The sequence below is a fragment of the Metabacillus herbersteinensis genome (assembly GCF_042433335.1).
Lineage (GTDB): Bacteria > Bacillota > Bacilli > Bacillales > Bacillaceae > Metabacillus > Metabacillus herbersteinensis.
Genome location: NZ_JBHLVO010000040.1, coordinates 1 through 19,338 on the forward strand (window position 1 = coordinate 1; position 19,338 = coordinate 19,338).

Consider the following 19,338-nt stretch of genomic DNA (forward strand, 5'->3'; position numbering starts at 1 on the left):
GGATTTGTCTAGGGCTTCCTTCAGATTCCACGTCACCGTGGACACCCTTGCCTTCGACTAATGGTTCGCATATCCCAACGCCCATAACGGACTTCCATCGTCTAGTTGATGAACATGCCTGGCACACAGAAAGAGCGCAATTCTTTTTAAAGAAGCGCGCCCTTTAGTGAAACAATAAAAAGGCGAAATAATTTACTCTTCTGTTTTTATTTTTACAAAAAAAGCTTCCCTAGAAACTGACACGGCAGTATTAAGGGTAGCTTTTTTGGAGCATCTCTATATTCTATTCCATCCACTTTTTGTAGAGGGCGTCAAATTTTCCCTGGAGCTTCATTTCATCCATCCACATTTCCAAGTAGCTTGCATAAATGAAATCACCTCGCGGGATCATATAACCTTTTTCACTGTTTGTGAAAGGCTTGTCAGTTAGAGCCGCATACAGTCTTGGATCAGCTTTAGCATACAGCATTGCTTCTACTGTGTCTGTGATCATAACATCATACGTACCTTCTGCAACAAGATGAGGGATATCAAGATTGTTTTCTACAACAGTTACGTTAGCATTGCTTAGATACTGACGGACAAATACTTCGTTTGTTCCGCCTGGATTTACGCCGATGCGTACAGAAGGCTTGTCGATATCTTCAATGGTAAGATATTTGTCTTTATCTTCCTTGCGAATCAAAGGCACCTTACCGAATGAAAGGTAACCTTGGGATACATAAGCGCTTTTTTGTCTGGCTGTGTTGCGAGTCACACCGCCCACAGCGATATCAAATTTGTCCGCTTGCAGGTCTTTCATCATCGTAGGCCATGTGGTAGCGACAAATTCTACCTCCAAACCGAGGTCTTTGCCAAGCTCTTTGGCAGCGTCCACGTCAAAGCCTTCATACTCATTTGTTTCTGGGTTCAAATAGGTAAAAGGTTTGTAGTCCCCGGTCATCCCTACCCGAATGTATCCTCGTTCAATTATTTCATCAAGCTGGGAAGTCTCAACATTTTTCAAATGCCCTGGTGCATTTTCTGATGCGGGTTCAGCCGATACATTTTGCGAGGAGATCAGGTCGTGACCGACGTACCCTGTACCTAGCAAGGATAAGCTGATCACTCCAGCCATTAGTGCTTTTTTCCAATTCTTAAACATGTGATTTTTCCTCCATTTTTTGCTATATATTTAGAAATAATCTACCAATTATTAAAAATACGACAAAATCAATGAATCACCTTCAAAAAACAAATAAAAACGCCACTTTTTTATATCTAGGTTAGATTAGCGTAACAGTTGATATTAAAAGGACTACACATATTAGACATATCTAAAATGTGTAGTCCTAATTTAATTTCTTGTTTAACTAACGCACCCTATAACGGAATATCATTCTGTAGTAGTTGTGTATTGATATTGCAAAATAGCCCCAATTGTTACATAAGAAATTAAACATACTTCAACTAATTGTGTCACTTAATTAAGTAAATGTTCTTCAAAATGCTTTTTCACTTTGGCCCATTCTTCCTTAATATACACTATACAGGACAGTATGACGAATTATCCCTTCTTTTTGGTTCATATGATTTCGAAGAATGCCTTCTTTTACCGCACCAATCCGTTCTATCGCTTTTTGTGAACGGAAGTTTTCATGTCCTGTTTTTATTTGTACACGCTTAAGGTGTAGTTCTTCAAAACAATATTTCAATAATAAATATTTACAATTCGTATTGATATTTGTTCGCCAATAAATAGGGTTAATCCAAGTTGATCCGATTTCAAGTCGTTTGTGTTGTTTTGAAATATCGAGAAACCAAGTAGCACCAATTATTTTCTCTGTTTTTTTATTTACAATCACATACGCAATATCAGTACCATGCTCACGTTTTTCTAAGGCATCTTGAACATATTTAAGTACGCGACTTTTCTCCGTTAAATCAACAGACATATGCTCCCATATACGTTTATCTTGCGTTGCTTCATAAATTCCTTCGACATGTTCAAGTTCCATTGGGATTAACTGTACAACATTATTTTGTAATTTTTGCATTTCATCACTCCTTGCATATATTAAACCCTATTTCTGATATGATAAAAATAACCAAAAATGAATTTTAACATAATACCAAGGGATGATAAGATGGAACTTCAAATTCTGCTAACGGATGATAAAACAAAGTATATGCAAATTTATGAACAAATTCGACAAGCGATTTTAGAAAAAAAGCTATTAGCTCATGCTAAGCTTCCTGCCAAACGACGTTTGGCTGAACAATTAAACATAAGTATCATAACTGTTCAAATTGCTTACGAACAACTGCAGAGTGAAGGATACAGTTATTCTGTTGAACGACAAGGATATTTTGTTTCGGAAATTGAAGATGAATGGTACTATGCTGAGAATGCTACGGCTTCTCTGAGGAAAACGGAGCAACCTGAGCATTTTATTAATTTTAAAAATGGCCAGGTTGATGCAGCTGTCTTCCCCTACAAACAATGGAACCGACTATATCGAAAACAGCTTAATAAATTCAACGGATGCAATGCACCGTGGCAAGGAGAATATTCGTTACGCATAGAAATTGCACGGTATTTACAACAAGCGAGAGGGTTAGCTTGTCAGCCGGAGCAAGTGTATATATTTAGTGGATTTCAGCAACAGTTAATGAATGTATCTCTGTTTTTTAACCGGAGAGCTATCGGAATAGAAGAACCCGGTTTTATTCGAGCAAGATCTGTTTTTGAGCAATTACAACTACAATGTCATGCGATTTCTGTAGATGAGGAAGGCTGTTGCGTGCCTAATGAGACAATAAAGCTATTATATACAACACCAGCTCATCAATATCCAACCGGTGTAATTATGTCCGTAGCTAGAAGGATACAGTTATTACAATGGTCAATTAAACAAGATGCTTACATTATAGAGGATGACTATGATTCTGAATTTCGTTACAAAGGGGCACCAATTGCAACATTATCCCATCTAGATTCATCTGAGCGGGTGCTTTACTTTGGTACATTTTCAAAAACATTGCTACCATCGCTTCGTATGAGTTATCTTATTATGCCAACATCTCTTCAATCGGACTTTGAAGAGTTCAATACTTATCAAAAATCTACCGTTTCAAGAATCGATCAGCAAGTCGTCGCAAAATTTATGGCAGAAGGACATTATTCGGCACATATAGCAAAAATGAGAACATTATATCGAGCAAAAAGATGCTGTTTAATTGAAAGCATAATTAAACATTTAGGAGAAGAATTTGAGGTCATGGGCGATGCAGCAGGCTTACATATCATTGTTCAATTACCAGAAAGATTAAATGAATCTATAGAGCTAGCAAAGTCAAGGGGAGTTGAAATCGATGCCGTTTCAAAAATGTATCAGCTTCACAAGCCAAGTCATCAAGTTATGCTAGGATATGGTGCACCATCCCTGGACGAAATTCAGAAAGGTGTGAGTTTTTTAGCTACTTCATGGAAAAACAGCTTAAGTAATTAGCATTTCACTAAGCCATTTGATTTTATATCTATTTAGTAAGTTGGATGTTCAATTCCGAGTTCATCTTCAATAACAATTGTTTCTTCCTGCGCAGTAACTGTTCACGAATATCTACCACAACATCAGAAAATCCAGTTAAATTAGTAGTTTTATTCCAAATCTGATAAAAACTCAAGCTGTCTATTTGCCCTAATTTCTTTTAGTCTTGTGGAACGACCTATATGAAACACTTTGATTCTTTTAACTAAGGCTGATAATCTAATCCAATACCAGTGCATCAACCTTCTAGCGACATAACCTTAGACAAAATTGCGGATGAACCTTTTATTCATTTAAAAGGAGGGTTTTCTCTCCGAATTATCATCAATCAGCTATTTAATGGAGCAGGGATCACCCCTAAAATGACATTCGAAGGAGAAGAAGCGAATACAGTGGCTGGACTCGTTGCTGCTGGTTTAGGAATATCCATTTTACCCAATTTAAAAGGGACAGATAAAAGTAAATTAACACAGATTCCTATAAAGAATCAGAGGTGCCAAAGGACGATCGGATCAGCTTGGGTACAAGGAAGATATTTATCTCCAGCTACTCAGAAATTCAAACAATTTATTTTGGACCAACCCTTTAAATAGGGTTTTTGAAAAGTAAGAACACTTATATTTCACCATTAAATACAAGTGGTTAGTTTTATCTTGAGAGCAACAATCTTTTAGAAAACAGCCTTTAAAATAAGAATGTTTACCTGTTCCGGATAAGCGCCCGATTCATTAAGAAGAGCGCATTTCTTGTTCTAGAAATGCGCCCGATTGTGGAAGATGAGTTATGTTGTTTTATTGAAGAAAAGCACCCGTTTGTTGAAAAAGCTTAATCATAGTAATTTATTTCTGGATTTGCATTAGTAAAGTTTCTTTTGTTTTCCACAAAGTATTGAGCACTGTATAATAAAACCACTTTATAAAATAAGTATATAAAAAATTGAAACTCATTTAATCTCCCTAGCCTTGCTATTTTTACTTTTTCGAGAAATTTAGTTAAGATAAAAGCAAAAAATCCATCTACAGCAGCATTAAGCAAAAGGAAATTTTTTAAGTTTCCATACGTAAATTTCAATATCCACATGGAACCTGGTATAAATGGACCTACACTAAAAGGCAGTTCATTTGATATAAATGATTTCCGATTATCATAGAAGACCCACCACTTACGCTTTTGCCCAACTTTAGCGTTCATCATTTCAAAAATTATAGTTATTAACGCTGCTGGAAAAAAGCGTTTTATATTACGCTTTCCTAAAAAAAGTACCGATAACCAAGGAAACACGATCATTGCAATATTAAAAGCCAAATGTCTTTTTGATAGCATAATAAACACTCCTTTCGCTTCTTAATATTTTCATTTCTGTATAAAATATCCTTATAAACAAAAACATTCCTTTCTAATAGAAAAAAATGCTTCTTTAACACAAAAAGCGACTGCCTTTTTCAGCAATCGCTACCCATTAGTTCAACAAAAACCTACCCTTAAGTCCACTCTTTTCCATGTTCACGAATGAATTTAATATCATTTTGATAATGTTCAAGATGCCCTTCATCTATAATCTTTTGAAAAGCAATGTCACCTTCACTGGCTTTTCTTGTAATTGTTTTACATAACCCTTCTAATCGTAGCAATACCATTTCCAAATAATCTTCTTCTATTCCCTCACCGTAAGATTCAAAAAACAATCTAACTCTTTGTTTTATACGGTTAGCATGCTGTAATGAATTATAATAAACTTTCTCACCTGTTTCAGAAAGATAAAATCTACTTAAGGGGACGCAAGTATAAAGAGTATAAGCAATGTCCCAAAGTCTTGGACCAGGTCCAGCAACATCAAAATCAATAATTCCTATTGGTCTTTCATGATTAAAAATAATGTTGTTATATTGCAAAATCATTATGGGATAGTATCTCTAATTGTTGGGGGGTGTTATCTATCGATTGCCAGCTATCATCAACTGAAAAATCACTCACAGAATCATGATAATGACGGAGCATTTTCGCTATTTCTATTAAGACATCATCAGACGACATGTATTCTTTTAAAGGATAATTACCAGCTTCTCCTTCAATAAATGATAATATCTCTCTTCTTTTTTCATCAATACCTAAAAACTTTGGTGCATAACTGAAACCTTTGTTCTCCAAATGCTTTAATAGGTTATGAATTTTGGGACTTTCTGGCTTTAATTCTCGGCGCACAGTATCTCCCGAACGATAAACGTTAGAGACATTCCCTCCTGTTAATTTGGCATGCCTAAATTTAGTTTAGCATGAAATACTTTAAGTTTTTATTGAAAAATGTTGACAAACTATTAGCTGGTTTACAATGTGTAGCCTATATTTTCTAATGTTTTAGTAGCGTTATATACTCTGTTATAACTTACATCAGGTGGATCAAGCCTGCTATCTGTATCAATTATAACCACTTCAGAATCCTTCTTAATCTGCATATTCTCTTCAAATGTAATTACTTTCGTAGTGTAATGATTTTTTCTAAACATAATACCGATATCATTAGCACCAGTCGTATCATCTGCGACAACACCTATAAGTTTTATCACGATTTTCCCCTCATTCCTAACAATGTGAATACTTTGGTTTGGATAAAGATTAGCTTCATCTCATCATTTGTTCAAATAGGTACTAAACTTTTCGGAAAAATACCTCATGCTCTTACCATAAGCAATTCTTCAAGCCTACCTTCAATCACTTTATATTCTTTCTTGGCTTATATCTTGATTCTTCCAAGAAGCTTTTTACTACAGTATCAGGAATATGATTGAGTTTTACGCTGCACTCTTTTGCTTTTAATATCATTTTACACGCCATTTCTAAAGTTTCTAACCTCATAATTGCTTCAGATATTGAATCATCATAAACTACTACACCATGATTTTTTAATATAATAATATTTGCTTTTGCAGCCTGTTCAGACACTGCATCCCCTAGTTCTTGAGTTCCAGGATGAAAATAATCAACGTAAGCAATATTTTCTAAATAGTACATTGTTTCAATAAATAATTTAGAAATAATTTCTTCATTACTGCATGCAAAAAGAGTTGTATAAAATGGTGATGAATGTAATACTGCTTTAACATCATCACGTTGTCGATAAATTCCTGTATGCATTGGTGTTTCTTTTGATGCCTTGCGTCTACCCTCATAGTTTCCTGTTGCAATTTCACAAATAACAAAATCATCATCGTTTAAATTTGCTAAATAAGTTCCTGATGCTGTTATAACCATGTGGCCATCATCTGATATGGCGCTAATATTTCCTGATGTTCCCCAAGCCAATTGATTTGATTTAAGATATTGCCCTGCTTCTCTGAGTTCTTTTTTTATATCCATAAAAACACCCTTTTCTTTAATAAAAATCCAAGTACAATTTCATTTTAAAACCGAAATTGTACTTGGATTGGATTTTACTTTAAAACTGCGCTGTCAATTCTCTCTATAATAGCTTCAGAAAATCCTGAAGTAGAAGCACTGCCTCCTAAATCACCCGTTTTTACTCCATCTTCCAGAGCTTTTTTAATTCCATTCTCTACAAGTTTTCCTACTTCCGTTAATTTTGGATCTTCATGTCTTTCAGCGAGCCAATCCATTAACATGACAGTTGAAAGCATAATGCCAATTGGATTTCCTATATTTAGGCCTGCAATATCTGGTGCAGAACCATGGGCTGCCTGAGCCATAGCAAGATTTTCATTTGAGTTGATCGAAGGTGCCAATCCGAGGCTCCCTACAAGTTCACCTGCTAAGTCTGAAAGAATATCCCCAAACATATTTTCTGTTACGATTACATCGAAGTCTTTTGCTCGACGGACTAAGTGAGCAGCCATTGCGTCGATATGGTAATCGTCTACCATTACTTCTGGGTATTGCTCGGCCACTTCACGGCAAACCTTTAAATATAAACCTGTACTTAACCGGAGAACATTCGCTTTGTGAACAATTGTTACTTTTTTACGGCGTTTCATGGCCATTTTAAATGCTGCATGCGCAATTCGTTCAGCAGCCTTCCTTGTAAATACACCCGATGTAACGACCACATCCTCCGTAATTTGCCACTCTCCATGACCGGAAAACATGTTTCGGTCTGCGTAAAATCCTTCTGTATTTTCACGGAAGATCACCAAATCTGCTTCTCCCACTACACTTTTAATGCCTTGCATTGTTTTAGCTGGACGAATATTTGCAAATAAGTCAAGTGTATGGCGAAGTGCTCCACTTGGATTGAGTTTCACTTTATGCTCAGGCGGGTAAGCAGCAGAATCATGAGGACCAAGAATCCATCCATGAGTGTTTTTCAACGCATTTGTAGTTACCTCGGGAAGTGGCTCGTTGTGTATTTTAATTCCTTCCCATCCCATTGGAAGCTCTATCCATTCAATGTCAACTCCAACTTTATTAGCTGCTTCTGTAAAAACGCTAACAGTAGCGCTTACAATTTCAGGACCAATTCCATCTCCATGTAAGACACCTAATTTATAAGATTTCATTTATTCAACAACCCTTTCTAAATTAATTTTATTTATACGTAATAACTTCATATTTTTGTTCAATTAAAATAATTGAACTCTGTAACTAATGTATTATAATTTAAGGAATTAATAAAATATTGTTTATTGATGTAATATCATCAAATTTTTCTATGGCATAGGAGTTTAGTATAGAGAAAAAGGATTTAATTATAGTTAATTATTTATTAACTTCCACAGGAAGACTATTTTTCAAGAACACTTCCATTATCGCCGCTTTTGCATCCGCTTCATCTTGTCCGTGGATTTCTAGTTTGAATGATTTAGAATTAAGGATGGTAAAAGATAAGCCCAACATACTTTTCGCATCTATCATTTTATCATCTGTAATTATTACGATACTTGATTCAAACCTGCTTGCCGTTTGATTTATTTCTACGACAGCTTGCGCTAAAGTCCTTTTCATTAACTACCACTCCTTAGAACACATTTAAAAAAATTAAGTAATATTTTGAATCTCGGCTATAAGAATAGTGAAGAATAGTGAATTCAATCAATACTTTTTAAACTCCTTCTACAAAGCAAGAGACTATTGATTTTGGCTTCTTAAATTTGTAACAGCAGCTTGATTTAATCCAATGATTCCTATGATTCGATGGAAAAGTGTAAAATCTTTGTTCTTTACTTTTTTTCCTAATTTATTGATTCCCGCAGAACTTTTTGTTTGATGTTCTACCTTGCTGATGCGAGGATCAGTTACTAAAACATCTCCTACCTCCGAACCGTTTCCAATGACTAAATTTAGAGCCCCTTCTGGCAGTCCTGCTTCTTCAAAAAGTTTAACGAGCATATATGCAGAAAGTGGTGTTTTGCTTGCTGGCTTTAAGACGACTGTATTTCCTGCAGCAAAGGCAGGAGCCAGCTTGTGCAAAGCGAGATTTAACGGGAAATTGAATGGTGTTATGGCAGATATAACACCTATTGGATGTCGACGAACCATACCGATTCGATTTTCGCCGCCAATTGCTGCGTCCATAGGCACAAGCTCACCTTCAATTTTTTTCGCTTCATCTGCCGCGAAACGAAGGACTTGGACTGCACGTCCTACTTCTCCTCTCCCATCACGAATTGGTTTTCCTGCTTCTAAGATAAGAATTCTTGCAAATTCTTCAGTTCTTTCTTCTAATAAATCAGATGTTTTACGAAGAATGTCAGACCTACGATAAGCCGGCATTTTTTTATCGTCTCATGAAAAACTCGATGTGCTGATTTGTTCGCTCTTTTAGCATCTTCTTTTGAAGCTAAGTTTACTTTTCCGACTACTTCTCCATTGAATGGGCTGATCACATCCATCGTCTTTTCTTCTATTTGAGTAACAGCCCTGCCATCGACGAGTGAAGTCACTTTCATTAGTTCAACATTTATCATATTACAATCTCCTTTTTTGATATTTTAGCGACAATCGACTTCACACTAATTTCAGGACTTGTTAATATTGGTGGTGTTGTCGTCATATCAAGTGTTTCCAATGCTCTTGCCATACTGAATTGAGCAAATAGGATGACATCACAATCATTCGCTAACTCTTGTACCTTCTGATGGATTAACTTGTCATGTTTTGTTCGATCCCCATTTTGTAATGCCTTGAATGCATCTGGAATAATCACCGTTTTAAACGTGACATCCTTCTGTCTTTTCGAGGCGATTTTTTCCAATAATGCCGTTGTCGTTGGACCGGCCGCTTCTACTGTAGCAATGACACCAATCCGAGTACCCATATCAACCGCTTTTTCTAACATACTTACATCTGCACTTAACATTGGTACATCAAATAAATGGCTAATTTCCGAGACGACTGGAGTAAAAGAAGAACAAGTTAGTAGAACTCCATCAACACCACTCATCACTGCTTTTTCTACCAAATTCAATAATCGCCTTGCCATATTTTTTGTAACAGTTCCCGTTTCATTTAATTCAAAAATAAGACTTTCATCCATAAAATTCACTAGTGTAACTTGTGGCGCATGAACTTGAAACGCGTCTAAAATTGGCTGAACTGAGTTCACCGTCGCATGGATAAGCCCAATTCTATAATCTTCTTCTGACAATTTACTACCTCCTGATTTAGTATTGAATTCGCTTTCAAATGGTTTTCAATAAAAAGACGAATAAAAGCGTTATTGAAAACGATCTGAAAGTAAAAGTTACAATGGTATAAAATTAATGTATTATAATTATTGAAATTAATAAAATATTGAATTTCTATAAAAGTCGATAGATATTTTCTATTTCAAGGAAGGAAATCACCACGTGGATAAAAGAGATTGGCTTATTTTACAGATGGTTTACGCAGAAAAAAATATAACAAAAGCAGCTAAACGCCTTTATATTTCTCAACCTACATTAACATACCGATTACAACAAATTGAAAAGGAATTTGACATTAAACTATTTTATCGAGGAAGAAGAGGCGTTGACTTTACAGAACAAGGAGAACTGTTAGTTAAATATGCGGAAAATATGCTTAAACAACAACAAGACATGGAAGAATTGCTGTGGAATACTGGAAATGAAGTACGCGGAACACTACGATTAAGTGTCTCAAGAACTTTTGCTTTTTATCAACTGCCTCAAGTACTAAAAGCTTTTAATAAAAGGTTCCCTAAAGTTGAATTTCATGTAAATACCGGTGTAAACATTGACGTGATTCAATCTATTTATAAACAAGATGCACATATTGGGATTGTGAGAGGCGATCATAGCTGGCCTAGTAATAAAAAAACAATTACAGAAGAAAACATCACAATTCTTTCGTATAATAAAATTGATTTAAAAGATCTTCCCTCTATGCGAAGAATTAGTTATAAGACTGATCCTACGTTGGAAATGGTCATAGACAATTGGTGGAAAGAAAATTTTTCTTCACCTCCAATCAGCAACATGAATGTTGATAATGTAGAAATAGCCAAAAGAATGGTACTAAACGGATTAGGTTATTGTATTGCACCCAGTATTGTATTAGAGAAAAACGATCAGTTACACAAAATTTTTCTTTGTGATACTACAGGCTCGCCAATCGTATGGAAAACACGAGTCCTATATCGAGAAGAACTTCTAGAGTTAGCAATGGTAAGAGAATTCGTTCATTTTATTCAAGATTATCATTAATTACTGAAAACTAAACTCGATTGAAAACATGATTATAATCATTGCAATACTACTTATTTAATTTAAAAAATCAAATAGTAGCAATAGAGTAACTATATTTTATATATATTACTAATAACGAGAAAAACATGGTTATATCTCTCAACTTATAAGTGGTTAAACCTCTTAATTTCCCCTTCATTGTAACAGGATAATACAATAAGATAACTGAAAAAATTATTTGTTTTATATGGAGTATCTACTAATCCCAAATCCTTCTGGGAGGAAATATGGTGGACCAGTACAAAATAAATGAATTGATTTACTTGTAATCTTTTTTAATCCTTCAAGACCGTTCCCGTTAATAAGTTTCAAATTGAATTAGCCCCAAATGAATGTGTAATTCAATTGCGAAATTTTAGGGGTTACCTTGATTGAATTTTTTCTACTCTCAATTATTTTTGTCTAAAGAGACACCTAGTAACTATCTATCTGTTATTTTCAAACGGATTTCACTGAAGCTGATCGAATATACAATGATAAATAAATGATTAAAAATCCCAAGAACGTTCCAATATTTTCATACTAAGCTTTGTAATTGAATTTTCAAATTTTTTTTAATAATAACAGCAATATTTACTTCTATTTTGAATTTCTTGTTTGAATTAGACAAGATAAAAGTAGTTTCGGAAAAATTAATTTCTTTGGCTATTTGTTGCATTTCACTATCAGAAATATTCCCAGCATTTTTAAAAACCGCGAGTGGATTTCCTGTATATTTCCCTTCTGCAAATACATCAACAATAGAATAATTAATTTTCTCCATAAGTCTCCCCTATATATACTTTTTTTGGATATTTTAACCAGTATATCAATTATTTAAAGATAACATTTGTTAGAAATCCTCATAAGCCTTATTCCATAATCGGGCCTTTAGTTGAACATTACAGCTTGAGTTTAAGGAACAAAAGAAAAACCCTATTAATACAGGGTTTTTATCAAACTTTATAAATTATCGAACTTTTTTACAAATTATCAAACTTTATCAGGAACCTACGACATGTAGGCGATAGACGTACAGACCGTAGTTATCGGGCTATTAAATACCGAATTGACGTATGGAAAGGCGAAAAGCATTAGCTGCTATCGGAACTGTCCGTTAGTGCTGCCGTCCGAAATGGTTGATTGTCGGTAGCCAATATTTCACTTGAATAAACAGAATAAACGTTCCTATAATACTTATATAGATAAAGAAAGGGATGATCCACTTGATTAGAGACCGAAAAATGATGAAATGGCAAAGCGCCTTCTTCCTGCCTGAACACGTTAAATTGTTAAAACATGCAGAATACGACTATTTTAAATGACCCCGACCACTACTAAGTGATGGACAAATCGACGAAATGGAAGAACTTTTATCTAAAAAATTGACCCTATACGAAAAAGGTCTACTTAGTAGATGAATTAAAATCTTCGATCATCATTGACTTCTTTCAACTAACAAAGGCAATGAGGAAATAAAAGACTCACCTGAAGAGAATATGCTTGTTTATTGAATAAAAAAATGGGCAATGCATTAATTTCGAAGCCTATAAGATGTTATGAAAGTACAGGAAGTGTTACCTGATGGTAAGGAAAAGGTATATGATTCTTAATCACTTCCCTTGACGGTTCCTTTTTCACCAACTAAAAAAACAGCAGTAGGTTGTTAACCTATGCTGTTTTTTATCGTATGTGGTAATTCTTTGGAACTTGTACTTATAGTTATTTTATTAATTTATTATTTTTATTGAAAATCACCCATTCTATATACTACTGTCACGCCTTAATCTTCTTACTTAAGGCTTTGTATTACATTTCCCATCTCATCAAAATTAATCTTTTGAACATCATCATATACACGACGTTCTGTACGAACTAAGTCATAGTTATCATCCAGGATTGGAAAGATATACACTGGTGATAATGTTAATTCCGCACCTTCTGGAGTTTTTACGAAGTCCATTTGTAAATGTCCGTAATGTAAACCACCATCAATTAAGTGTTTTACTCCATTTTCATTCGTTTGCCAAAATTCCGGCTCATCTTGATTTGCACTCCATTGAGTGTAAGTATTATAATCTTGCGGTACATAATTACCGTTCTCATCTTTAATCATCTTTTCTCCACGTAAACCGTCAGCAGCTACACCCACGTCATAAGAATGAAAACCCATGCCGTCTCCATCTAAGTCTACCCAGCTACGTTCAAACATTTCATCATGTCCAGAAATAACAGTAGCTACACCATATTTTTCAAACATAGGTGAATATACGCGCATTGCCACACCAGATTGATTGTCTGCTTTTTCATGATTTGGTGGCGCACCATGAACACCACTTGAATAAGCTGAATGGTGAAATTGCACTAGAATGATTTGCCCTTTTTCACGTGCATCTTTTAATTGTTCTTCTACCCACTTGTATTGAGCAGTACCTGGATTAAAGTTTGGTAAATCTGAACCCTCGGATGTTGTACCTTTGAAAAGGTTTGTGTAAGCACTATTATAAGATTCAGCTGTAAATTCACCTTGTGTATCAGTAGTAATGTACGGATCACCGTCCACACCTTGTCCTGCCCATACTGATTCGTTTAAAATTGAGTCATTTTCACTGTATACTGTACCTGTAAAAGTCTTTGTTTTGGTTGATTCATCAGGAATTCCATTAGTTGAGTCCAATGTTAATAGTGTAATCGGACCAATATCCGTTCGGTAATATGAATCTTCATACTGAGGATTTTCCGCATCACCAGGAGTATCAAAGTAATCATGGTACTTATTACGAGAAATGACTGCTGGTGTACGATCTTCATCACTTCCATAACCGCCATTAATGGCTGCATAAGTTTCCCAGTTTCCTAAAGCAGGTAATAATGGTGTTTTCGTAGCTATATCTGTAAATTCACCTGCAAAGTGCCGCCAAAACTCATCCCAGGCAGGTTGGTATCCTGCACCTTGTGCTAAGTCACCAGCAATAATTAACGCCTCAGGGTCAGCTGCTTCAATATGAGCTAGGTTTTCATTTAAAACAGTTTGTTGATCTAACGGATAACGTACTAAAAACATATCATTGCGGGCTTGATTTCCATATTTTTTATCAAAAGCAGATCTTTCACCAGGACGTTCCTCTGAACCTGGAGCATAAGGATTTACTGTATGCAATTCCCATTCACGATGCTCTAATGCCCCATATGGTTCCGTTTCAGTATCAGAAAAGGCAATTAATGATAATTCATCCCAATTTTTACGATCTGGAAAAGTTTCAAATTTAGAAGTATGAGTTTTTTTTCCTTGTTTTACTATAATAGTATATTTTGAATTTGGTTCTAACCCATCAATTGTTACAGAATGTTTATAGTTAGAATTTGATTCTAACCATGAGCCTTGTGGAATCGTTTCTACTACGCCATTGCCACCGTTATAAGTTAATTCTTGTTTTATTTCTTTTTCTGTATACTCCATTAGTTCCATGTAATGTGGGGTCGAAGTCACTTTTTTTGCCTTTATTCCAGGACCAGTTACAATGACTCTACCAGGTTCATTTAACTCAGATACCCAGTTAATTGTCATAGAAGTACTAGTTGGAGATTGTAAATATGGTAATACACGGAATCCTGTTTCTGGTTCACGTAATGTTGATTCTGAATTCTCTTGGACTTCCTTTTTATTTGCAGCTTCCCCTTCTGTTATTAGTGGACTAGCAACAGCTACTAATCCAGCAAATGTTGAAATTGCTAGTCTACGTATAAATAAATTCTTCTTCATTTTCTCTCTCCCTTATGTGTTATTCATCACAAATTATACCGATTGAATATGTCAGTAATGTTAATTTAATGTAAAAGAAAGATAATATATATAAATATTAGTCTATCAAAATTACTGTAGACTACTTTTTCTATACGCTACTAAGCTCCCGATTGTTTAATAAAAAGAAAGAAGAAGAGCTAATGCTCCCCTTCGAATCTTATACATATCCTTTTTCTTTCATGCTGTAATAAAAAATAATATTCGACTAGGTGAACATTAAAATCGAGTAATGAATGCTCGTGGTTTTTACCAATATACTCACGAGTATGGAGAAGTTCTCCGAGTTGGTTATTCAAACTTAATAATAATTCCATCTTTATCATAATACTTGTAGTTCCGAAATGTATATTCGTTTTTATCGGTTTGTGGTAAATCAGCCCAAGTTACAGTTGCTTTATTCGGGATATATTCCCGTTCAAATTTTTGCTCATTTAGATCTACTTGCATTTTAGCTATTTCATTTTCATTATTGGTTACAAACATTATTTTACGAGGGGAAATATGGAAAGAACTAAATGTCTCATTCTCTTTAACTTCTAGATGTCTCCATACATAGTTACCTTTCTTATTTTCAGTAAACTCTATGTATCCTGGTCTATTATTAGCTAAAAACGCTACAATTCTTAAATCATCAAAATCTTTTATCTCCAAGATTTCAATTGATTTATGTTCATAACCCTCAATAGAATTAATTACTCTAACTATAGACGCTTCATCATTCCCATATAACTGTTTGATACCATTAAAAGTTAAAATTGCAACAACCAATATTCCAATAGTAACAAACAATAGTTTCCTCCTTTTCATCAAGCACCTCCTCTCTGTTAAGCATTCTTACTTATAAACTTATTCAATAACTTGCCCGATTGCTCAATACCAAATATTTCATAACCAAGCGTTCAACTCAATCTTTTTTTCCGCAAAAAAAAGAAGCTTACCTTATTACGGATAAGCGCCCGATTGTTGAAGATCCAAGGCTGTTAAAGCTGGCTCGTATTTATTGAACTCTAGCACCCGTTAGCACAATAAGTCATTTATATTGATACCTAAAGTCTTATCTCCCAAAACTCCAGATCTTCCAACACCAGGTCATAAGGTTTTTTTATTTCTTTCCAGCGAATGTTTCGTTTTTTTGATATTGCCAGCTCTTCTTTACTATTCAAACAAGTAAAATACTCTACGACGCCACTAGCTTGAATGGCTTCTTCTAGATAAAAATATAGTATTGTTAAACACTTTTCTTCTTCCGCTGTTCCTTTTAATTCATATTTTAAAGGGATGTGATTAGAGTAAGCTGCTACTTGGTGATTGAAAGAGAAGTGGGGACTGTATGAAAATCTTCGTTTTAATTTGCTATCGTAATTATTTTCAAAATATATATGAGTGAAATCTAATTCATTTTTAAAGACATTCGGTTTTTTAGGAGACACGGGTTTTGAACCAAAGGAACCTTTAGGTAATCTCATAGGTGAAGCAAGATAAATGTATTGAGTCATAATTGATTTTCCTTTCTATACACCATTTAATAAACTCCTGCCCCTTTAGTTGCATAACAAAAAGGTTGCCGCAGCAACCTCCCTTATTGAACTAAACTGCCACCTTAGTTGAACAAGGAAGACCATAATTCCGTATAGAACTAAAACAAGACACATTAATCCCCAATGACGGCTCCTATATCAGATAGCTTCACCATTAGTTAACGAAGCCCATCCTCTATTAAACCAGTTTCATACAAAGTCTTAAACATATCGTAAAAATACTTATTTTCACCGAAATAGTCTTTAAAACATTCGAGAACTTTGTCTTGGTAGTTTTTATCCGCGAACCAAATAGGCATTGCACCTATATCAATCTGAAATTGAGAAATAACCAAATTGAATGTCTCATCTGTAAAATCATCTCTATTTGATTCCAACCATTCTAACCATTCAAGAAGCATTTCGTGGTTTTTAGTTGCTTTTCCATTTACAATAAATTCTTCTATATCACTTAAAACAAGAGACGAAAATAATTCAATCGTGTATTCGGCAAAATCCTTTATATTCATCGTATTACCCTTTCTCGCTGACGCATTCATAATAGTATTATACATCCAATGTTCTTCAACTAACCTGCCACTTTAGCTTAAGTACATTTTTTCACAATCTCTTTATACTTTTACATAAATATCCAATCAACCTTACAACAATCTTTGTCTTTATAGCCCAAAATACAAAACGGACGTTATCCTTATTAAAGAATAGCGCCCTTTTGTTGAATAAGCTATTTTAAAATTTCGTCTGTTATAATTCCTTTTTCAACTCCAAATCGGATGAGACCTACATAAGGATCTCCAGTAATGTCAAAAAGCTTACAAAACGCTGGTTCTGTCTTGTATGCTTGCTGTTTAAGATTAGGAACTTTTTGCAACAGTTCATGTTCAATAATCATATGGAGATACGCATTTTGCTTATGTACAGGTTGGGCTTGGCCAAACAACTCAAACTCAAAATCTTTAAAGACAAAATTCGCTTTAACGACTTCTTTTCCTTTTATAGTTGTTCTTTTGATTGTAAAGTCGTCTTTATTATTGTATAAAGTTTGAAGAAGTTCTTCGAAATGATCTAACTCTTGTACTTCCATAATGATGTCTAGGTCTGAACCCACGATGTCTATACCGATGGGCAGAGTTCCACATAGAACAGGGTTGTAGGTACTCAACTCATTAAAAATATCCAGTTCCATGATTGCTGTATAAGCGTCTTGTTGCTTTTTATTGCCTGTTTTCATCCTTTCAAATAAATCAATCAACGCTACACCATCCTAACCCGAAGATATATACTATAAAAGGACGTCTACTAGTTAAATAAACGCGCCCGTTAGTTGAATAAAATTCTTCTTTTAATCTCAAGTTCCTTAAAATTCGGATAAATCCAACTCGATTTTTCTTAATCCTGATCCGTTCAAATTAATTTCCATTATTTCATATTTTGCTGGGCTTTTGGTCCAATTTTGATCATGTATAAATAATATTTTTTGTTCTGTATGGAAAAAAGAGGGTTCTTCTACGCTTGACTTTAAGTGTGTCAACTGTCTGGATTTACGGTTTTGAAAATCCATCACAAACAACTCATATTCAAAATTTCCTCTTTTCCAATTCCCTGGTACAGCCGAAAAAGCAAGCCATTTATTATCAGGGGAAATCTTTGGATTAGAGAAAATTTGTTCATCGAAATTTCCTTCGGGATTAAAAGCTTGGATCCTTTTGGAATCAAGATTTAGAAAATAAAATTGTTCTTTATCTTGATGAAAGGAATAGAACAATAATCTTTTTCCATCCGAAGTTATAGAAAGGTCAGACATTTGAAAGCTGTCTATATTTGATAAACGAGTGAAATTTGTACCATCTACTCCAATGGAATAAATATCTAAATCAACCATCCTGTCTTCGAAAATACGGTTTCCCATAATAAAATAAATCGTTTGCCCGTCAGGAGAAAAAATACCTTCTATTATTTCATTCTGTTTTATATTCTTAATCGGTCGAATATTAGTTCCATCTGCATCCATTAGACAAATATAGCTAAAGTGCTTTTTAGGATATAGTAAAAATAAGATTTTAGATCCATCTGGTGAATATATAGGATTCATATGCGATTCTTCATTAGGGAAAGTAAGACGCTTTACGTTTGTGCCATCCACTTTAGCGGAATAGATTGAGGCAATATCCTTTTGGAAATATGAAAACACGATACGATCATCATTTGGAGAAATACTAACTGAATTGGATAATCCGTATCTTTGTTTTTCATTCATTAAAGTAAACATAATAAATAAAACAATAATTATCACACTGAAACAGCTACCTATATATAAGAAAGATTTCCTCGTTTTTTTCAACTCCAAACTTAAGCACCCTCTCTTGGATAACCAAAGAAATTTCAGATTATTTTTATCTATTCTCTTGTTAGTGTATAAAAATAGAATTGTCCTTTTTAGTAATGCACCAGTTAGTGAAACAAGATTAGTGTAATCCTATTCAATTTCGGGCTTTTTTTTGCCATCAAAATCTTCTTTAGTAATTTCCCAAACACCATATTCTTCACCGAACTTATCTCGAACATCCATAGCCATTAAGTCGGAAATTATATCGTAATCACCTAAGATTCTTCTTTAAGATGTCCCTTGACTGTATTCCATCTAATAAATTTTTCATCGTTTGGACTTTTAATATAAAAATATCTAGTTTCAAATTTATTTATCATAGCTTCCTCCACGAAAATCCCAGTCTAAAAATCATTGTAACAGTTACAAAGACGTTTTTCCTTATTTAACTAATCTGCCCCGT

At 34.5% G+C, this 19,338-nt stretch carries 18 protein-coding genes and 3 pseudogenes; 3 read left to right on the top strand and 18 right to left on the bottom strand.

The annotated features are described in order from the left end of the window. Positions 1-283: 283 nt before the first annotated feature. A complete protein-coding gene (locus ACFFIX_RS25100) occupies positions 284-1,144 on the bottom strand; it encodes a transporter substrate-binding domain-containing protein (protein ID WP_378938993.1) in 861 nt (286 codons plus the stop codon). 318 nt (positions 1,145-1,462) lie between these two features. After that, positions 1,463-2,036: pseudogene (locus ACFFIX_RS25105) on the bottom strand (GNAT family N-acetyltransferase). A gap of 90 nt (positions 2,037-2,126) precedes the next feature. Between ACFFIX_RS25105 and pdxR the strand changes: the two are divergent. Together pdxR and ACFFIX_RS25115 are read left to right on the top strand one after the other, a co-directional pair. After that, entirely contained in the window at positions 2,127-3,491 is a 1,365-nt protein-coding gene (gene pdxR, locus ACFFIX_RS25110) for a MocR-like pyridoxine biosynthesis transcription factor PdxR (RefSeq protein ID WP_378938995.1), read from the top strand. Positions 3,492-3,763: 272 nt separating this feature from the next. Continuing rightward, positions 3,764-4,123: a LysR substrate-binding domain-containing protein gene (locus ACFFIX_RS25115; protein ID WP_378938997.1), complete on the top strand. Its 360-nt coding sequence runs from the start codon at positions 3,764-3,766 to the stop codon at positions 4,121-4,123. Between the two features lie 232 nt (positions 4,124-4,355). On the opposite strand, the gene ACFFIX_RS25120 is transcribed toward ACFFIX_RS25115, so the two are convergent. The 9 genes and pseudogenes from ACFFIX_RS25120 to ACFFIX_RS25160 all read right to left on the bottom strand — a co-directional run bounded on the left by ACFFIX_RS25120 (position 4,356) and on the right by ACFFIX_RS25160 (position 10,125). Beyond that, entirely contained in the window at positions 4,356-4,853 is a 498-nt protein-coding gene (locus ACFFIX_RS25120) for a hypothetical protein (protein WP_378938999.1), read from the bottom strand. Positions 4,854-5,011: 158 nt separating this feature from the next. Next, positions 5,012-5,777 (bottom strand): annotated as a pseudogene (locus tag ACFFIX_RS25125) (phosphotransferase); the annotation flags it as partial. A gap of 77 nt (positions 5,778-5,854) precedes the next feature. Next, on the bottom strand, positions 5,855-6,094 hold the full coding sequence (locus ACFFIX_RS25130) for a four-carbon acid sugar kinase family protein (protein ID WP_378939002.1): 240 nt from the start codon (positions 6,092-6,094) through the stop codon (positions 5,855-5,857). A 145-nt stretch (positions 6,095-6,239) separates the two neighbouring features. Next, positions 6,240-6,884, bottom strand: a complete 645-nt coding sequence (locus tag ACFFIX_RS25135) for a class II aldolase/adducin family protein (protein WP_378939004.1) — start codon at positions 6,882-6,884, stop codon at positions 6,240-6,242. Between the two features lie 74 nt (positions 6,885-6,958). Further along, positions 6,959-8,038: an isocitrate/isopropylmalate dehydrogenase family protein gene (locus tag ACFFIX_RS25140; RefSeq protein WP_378939006.1), complete on the bottom strand. Its 1,080-nt coding sequence runs from the start codon at positions 8,036-8,038 to the stop codon at positions 6,959-6,961. Between the two features lie 199 nt (positions 8,039-8,237). After that, complete coding sequence (locus ACFFIX_RS25145; protein WP_378939008.1) at positions 8,238-8,483, bottom strand: HPr family phosphocarrier protein; 246 nt, start codon at positions 8,481-8,483, stop codon at positions 8,238-8,240. A 123-nt stretch (positions 8,484-8,606) separates the two neighbouring features. After that, positions 8,607-9,251, bottom strand: a complete 645-nt coding sequence (locus ACFFIX_RS25150) for an aldehyde dehydrogenase family protein (protein WP_378939010.1) — start codon at positions 9,249-9,251, stop codon at positions 8,607-8,609. Beyond that, entirely contained in the window at positions 9,200-9,445 is a 246-nt protein-coding gene (locus ACFFIX_RS25155) for an aldehyde dehydrogenase family protein (RefSeq protein WP_378939012.1), read from the bottom strand. Before ACFFIX_RS25155 ends, ACFFIX_RS25150 begins: the two co-directional genes overlap by 52 nt. After that, positions 9,442-10,125 (bottom strand): aspartate/glutamate racemase family protein, encoded by a 684-nt coding sequence (locus ACFFIX_RS25160; RefSeq protein WP_378939014.1) that lies wholly within the window; start codon positions 10,123-10,125, stop codon positions 9,442-9,444. Before ACFFIX_RS25160 ends, ACFFIX_RS25155 begins: the two co-directional genes overlap by 4 nt. A gap of 202 nt (positions 10,126-10,327) precedes the next feature. Here ACFFIX_RS25160 and ACFFIX_RS25165 point away from each other — a divergent pair, with 202 nt between their 5' ends. Then, the gene (locus ACFFIX_RS25165; protein WP_378939016.1) at positions 10,328-11,185 is read left to right on the top strand and encodes a LysR family transcriptional regulator; all 858 of its coding nucleotides are present in this window, start codon (positions 10,328-10,330) and stop codon (positions 11,183-11,185) included. Positions 11,186-11,795: 610 nt separating this feature from the next. On the opposite strand, the pseudogene ACFFIX_RS25170 reads toward ACFFIX_RS25165, so the two are convergent. From ACFFIX_RS25170 to ACFFIX_RS25200, 7 genes and pseudogenes are all read right to left on the bottom strand, one after another. Next, a pseudogene (locus ACFFIX_RS25170) lies at positions 11,796-11,990 on the bottom strand (PhzF family phenazine biosynthesis protein); the annotation flags it as partial. Between the two features lie 1,008 nt (positions 11,991-12,998). Further along, positions 12,999-14,969 carry a metallophosphoesterase family protein gene (locus tag ACFFIX_RS25175; RefSeq protein ID WP_378939018.1) on the bottom strand — a complete coding sequence of 657 codons (1,971 nt, stop codon included), beginning with the start codon at positions 14,967-14,969 and terminating at the stop codon, positions 12,999-13,001. A gap of 330 nt (positions 14,970-15,299) precedes the next feature. Then, positions 15,300-15,800, bottom strand: coding sequence for a hypothetical protein (locus ACFFIX_RS25180; RefSeq protein ID WP_378939020.1), 501 nt, complete (start codon positions 15,798-15,800; stop codon positions 15,300-15,302). Between the two features lie 257 nt (positions 15,801-16,057). Beyond that, positions 16,058-16,507, bottom strand: a complete 450-nt coding sequence (locus ACFFIX_RS25185) for a hypothetical protein (RefSeq protein WP_378939022.1) — start codon at positions 16,505-16,507, stop codon at positions 16,058-16,060. Between the two features lie 200 nt (positions 16,508-16,707). Next, positions 16,708-17,103 carry a hypothetical protein gene (locus ACFFIX_RS25190; RefSeq protein ID WP_378939024.1) on the bottom strand — a complete coding sequence of 132 codons (396 nt, stop codon included), beginning with the start codon at positions 17,101-17,103 and terminating at the stop codon, positions 16,708-16,710. A 170-nt stretch (positions 17,104-17,273) separates the two neighbouring features. Further along, positions 17,274-17,801, bottom strand: coding sequence for a DUF4269 domain-containing protein (locus tag ACFFIX_RS25195; RefSeq protein WP_378939026.1), 528 nt, complete (start codon positions 17,799-17,801; stop codon positions 17,274-17,276). A 105-nt stretch (positions 17,802-17,906) separates the two neighbouring features. Further along, positions 17,907-18,806, bottom strand: a complete 900-nt coding sequence (locus ACFFIX_RS25200) for a TolB family protein (protein WP_378939028.1) — start codon at positions 18,804-18,806, stop codon at positions 17,907-17,909. Positions 18,807-19,338: the final 532 nt, after the last annotated feature.

Coding starts and splice junctions, on each gene's coding strand:
- ACFFIX_RS25150 (WP_378939010.1), bottom strand. CDS start 9,251: ATGCCGGCTTATCGTAGGTCTGACATTCTTCGTAAAACATCTGATTTA.
- ACFFIX_RS25155 (WP_378939012.1), bottom strand. CDS start 9,445: ATGATAAATGTTGAACTAATGAAAGTGACTTCACTCGTCGATGGCAGG.
- ACFFIX_RS25135 (WP_378939004.1), bottom strand. CDS start 6,884: ATGGATATAAAAAAAGAACTCAGAGAAGCAGGGCAATATCTTAAATCA.
- ACFFIX_RS25140 (WP_378939006.1), bottom strand. CDS start 8,038: ATGAAATCTTATAAATTAGGTGTCTTACATGGAGATGGAATTGGTCCT.
- pdxR (WP_378938995.1), top strand. CDS start 2,127: ATGGAACTTCAAATTCTGCTAACGGATGATAAAACAAAGTATATGCAA.
- ACFFIX_RS25145 (WP_378939008.1), bottom strand. CDS start 8,483: ATGAAAAGGACTTTAGCGCAAGCTGTCGTAGAAATAAATCAAACGGCA.
- ACFFIX_RS25190 (WP_378939024.1), bottom strand. CDS start 17,103: ATGTATAATACTATTATGAATGCGTCAGCGAGAAAGGGTAATACGATG.
- ACFFIX_RS25120 (WP_378938999.1), bottom strand. CDS start 4,853: ATGCTATCAAAAAGACATTTGGCTTTTAATATTGCAATGATCGTGTTT.
- ACFFIX_RS25185 (WP_378939022.1), bottom strand. CDS start 16,507: ATGACTCAATACATTTATCTTGCTTCACCTATGAGATTACCTAAAGGT.
- ACFFIX_RS25200 (WP_378939028.1), bottom strand. CDS start 18,806: ATGAATGAAAAACAAAGATACGGATTATCCAATTCAGTTAGTATTTCT.
- ACFFIX_RS25100 (WP_378938993.1), bottom strand. CDS start 1,144: ATGTTTAAGAATTGGAAAAAAGCACTAATGGCTGGAGTGATCAGCTTA.
- ACFFIX_RS25175 (WP_378939018.1), bottom strand. CDS start 14,969: ATGAAGAAGAATTTATTTATACGTAGACTAGCAATTTCAACATTTGCT.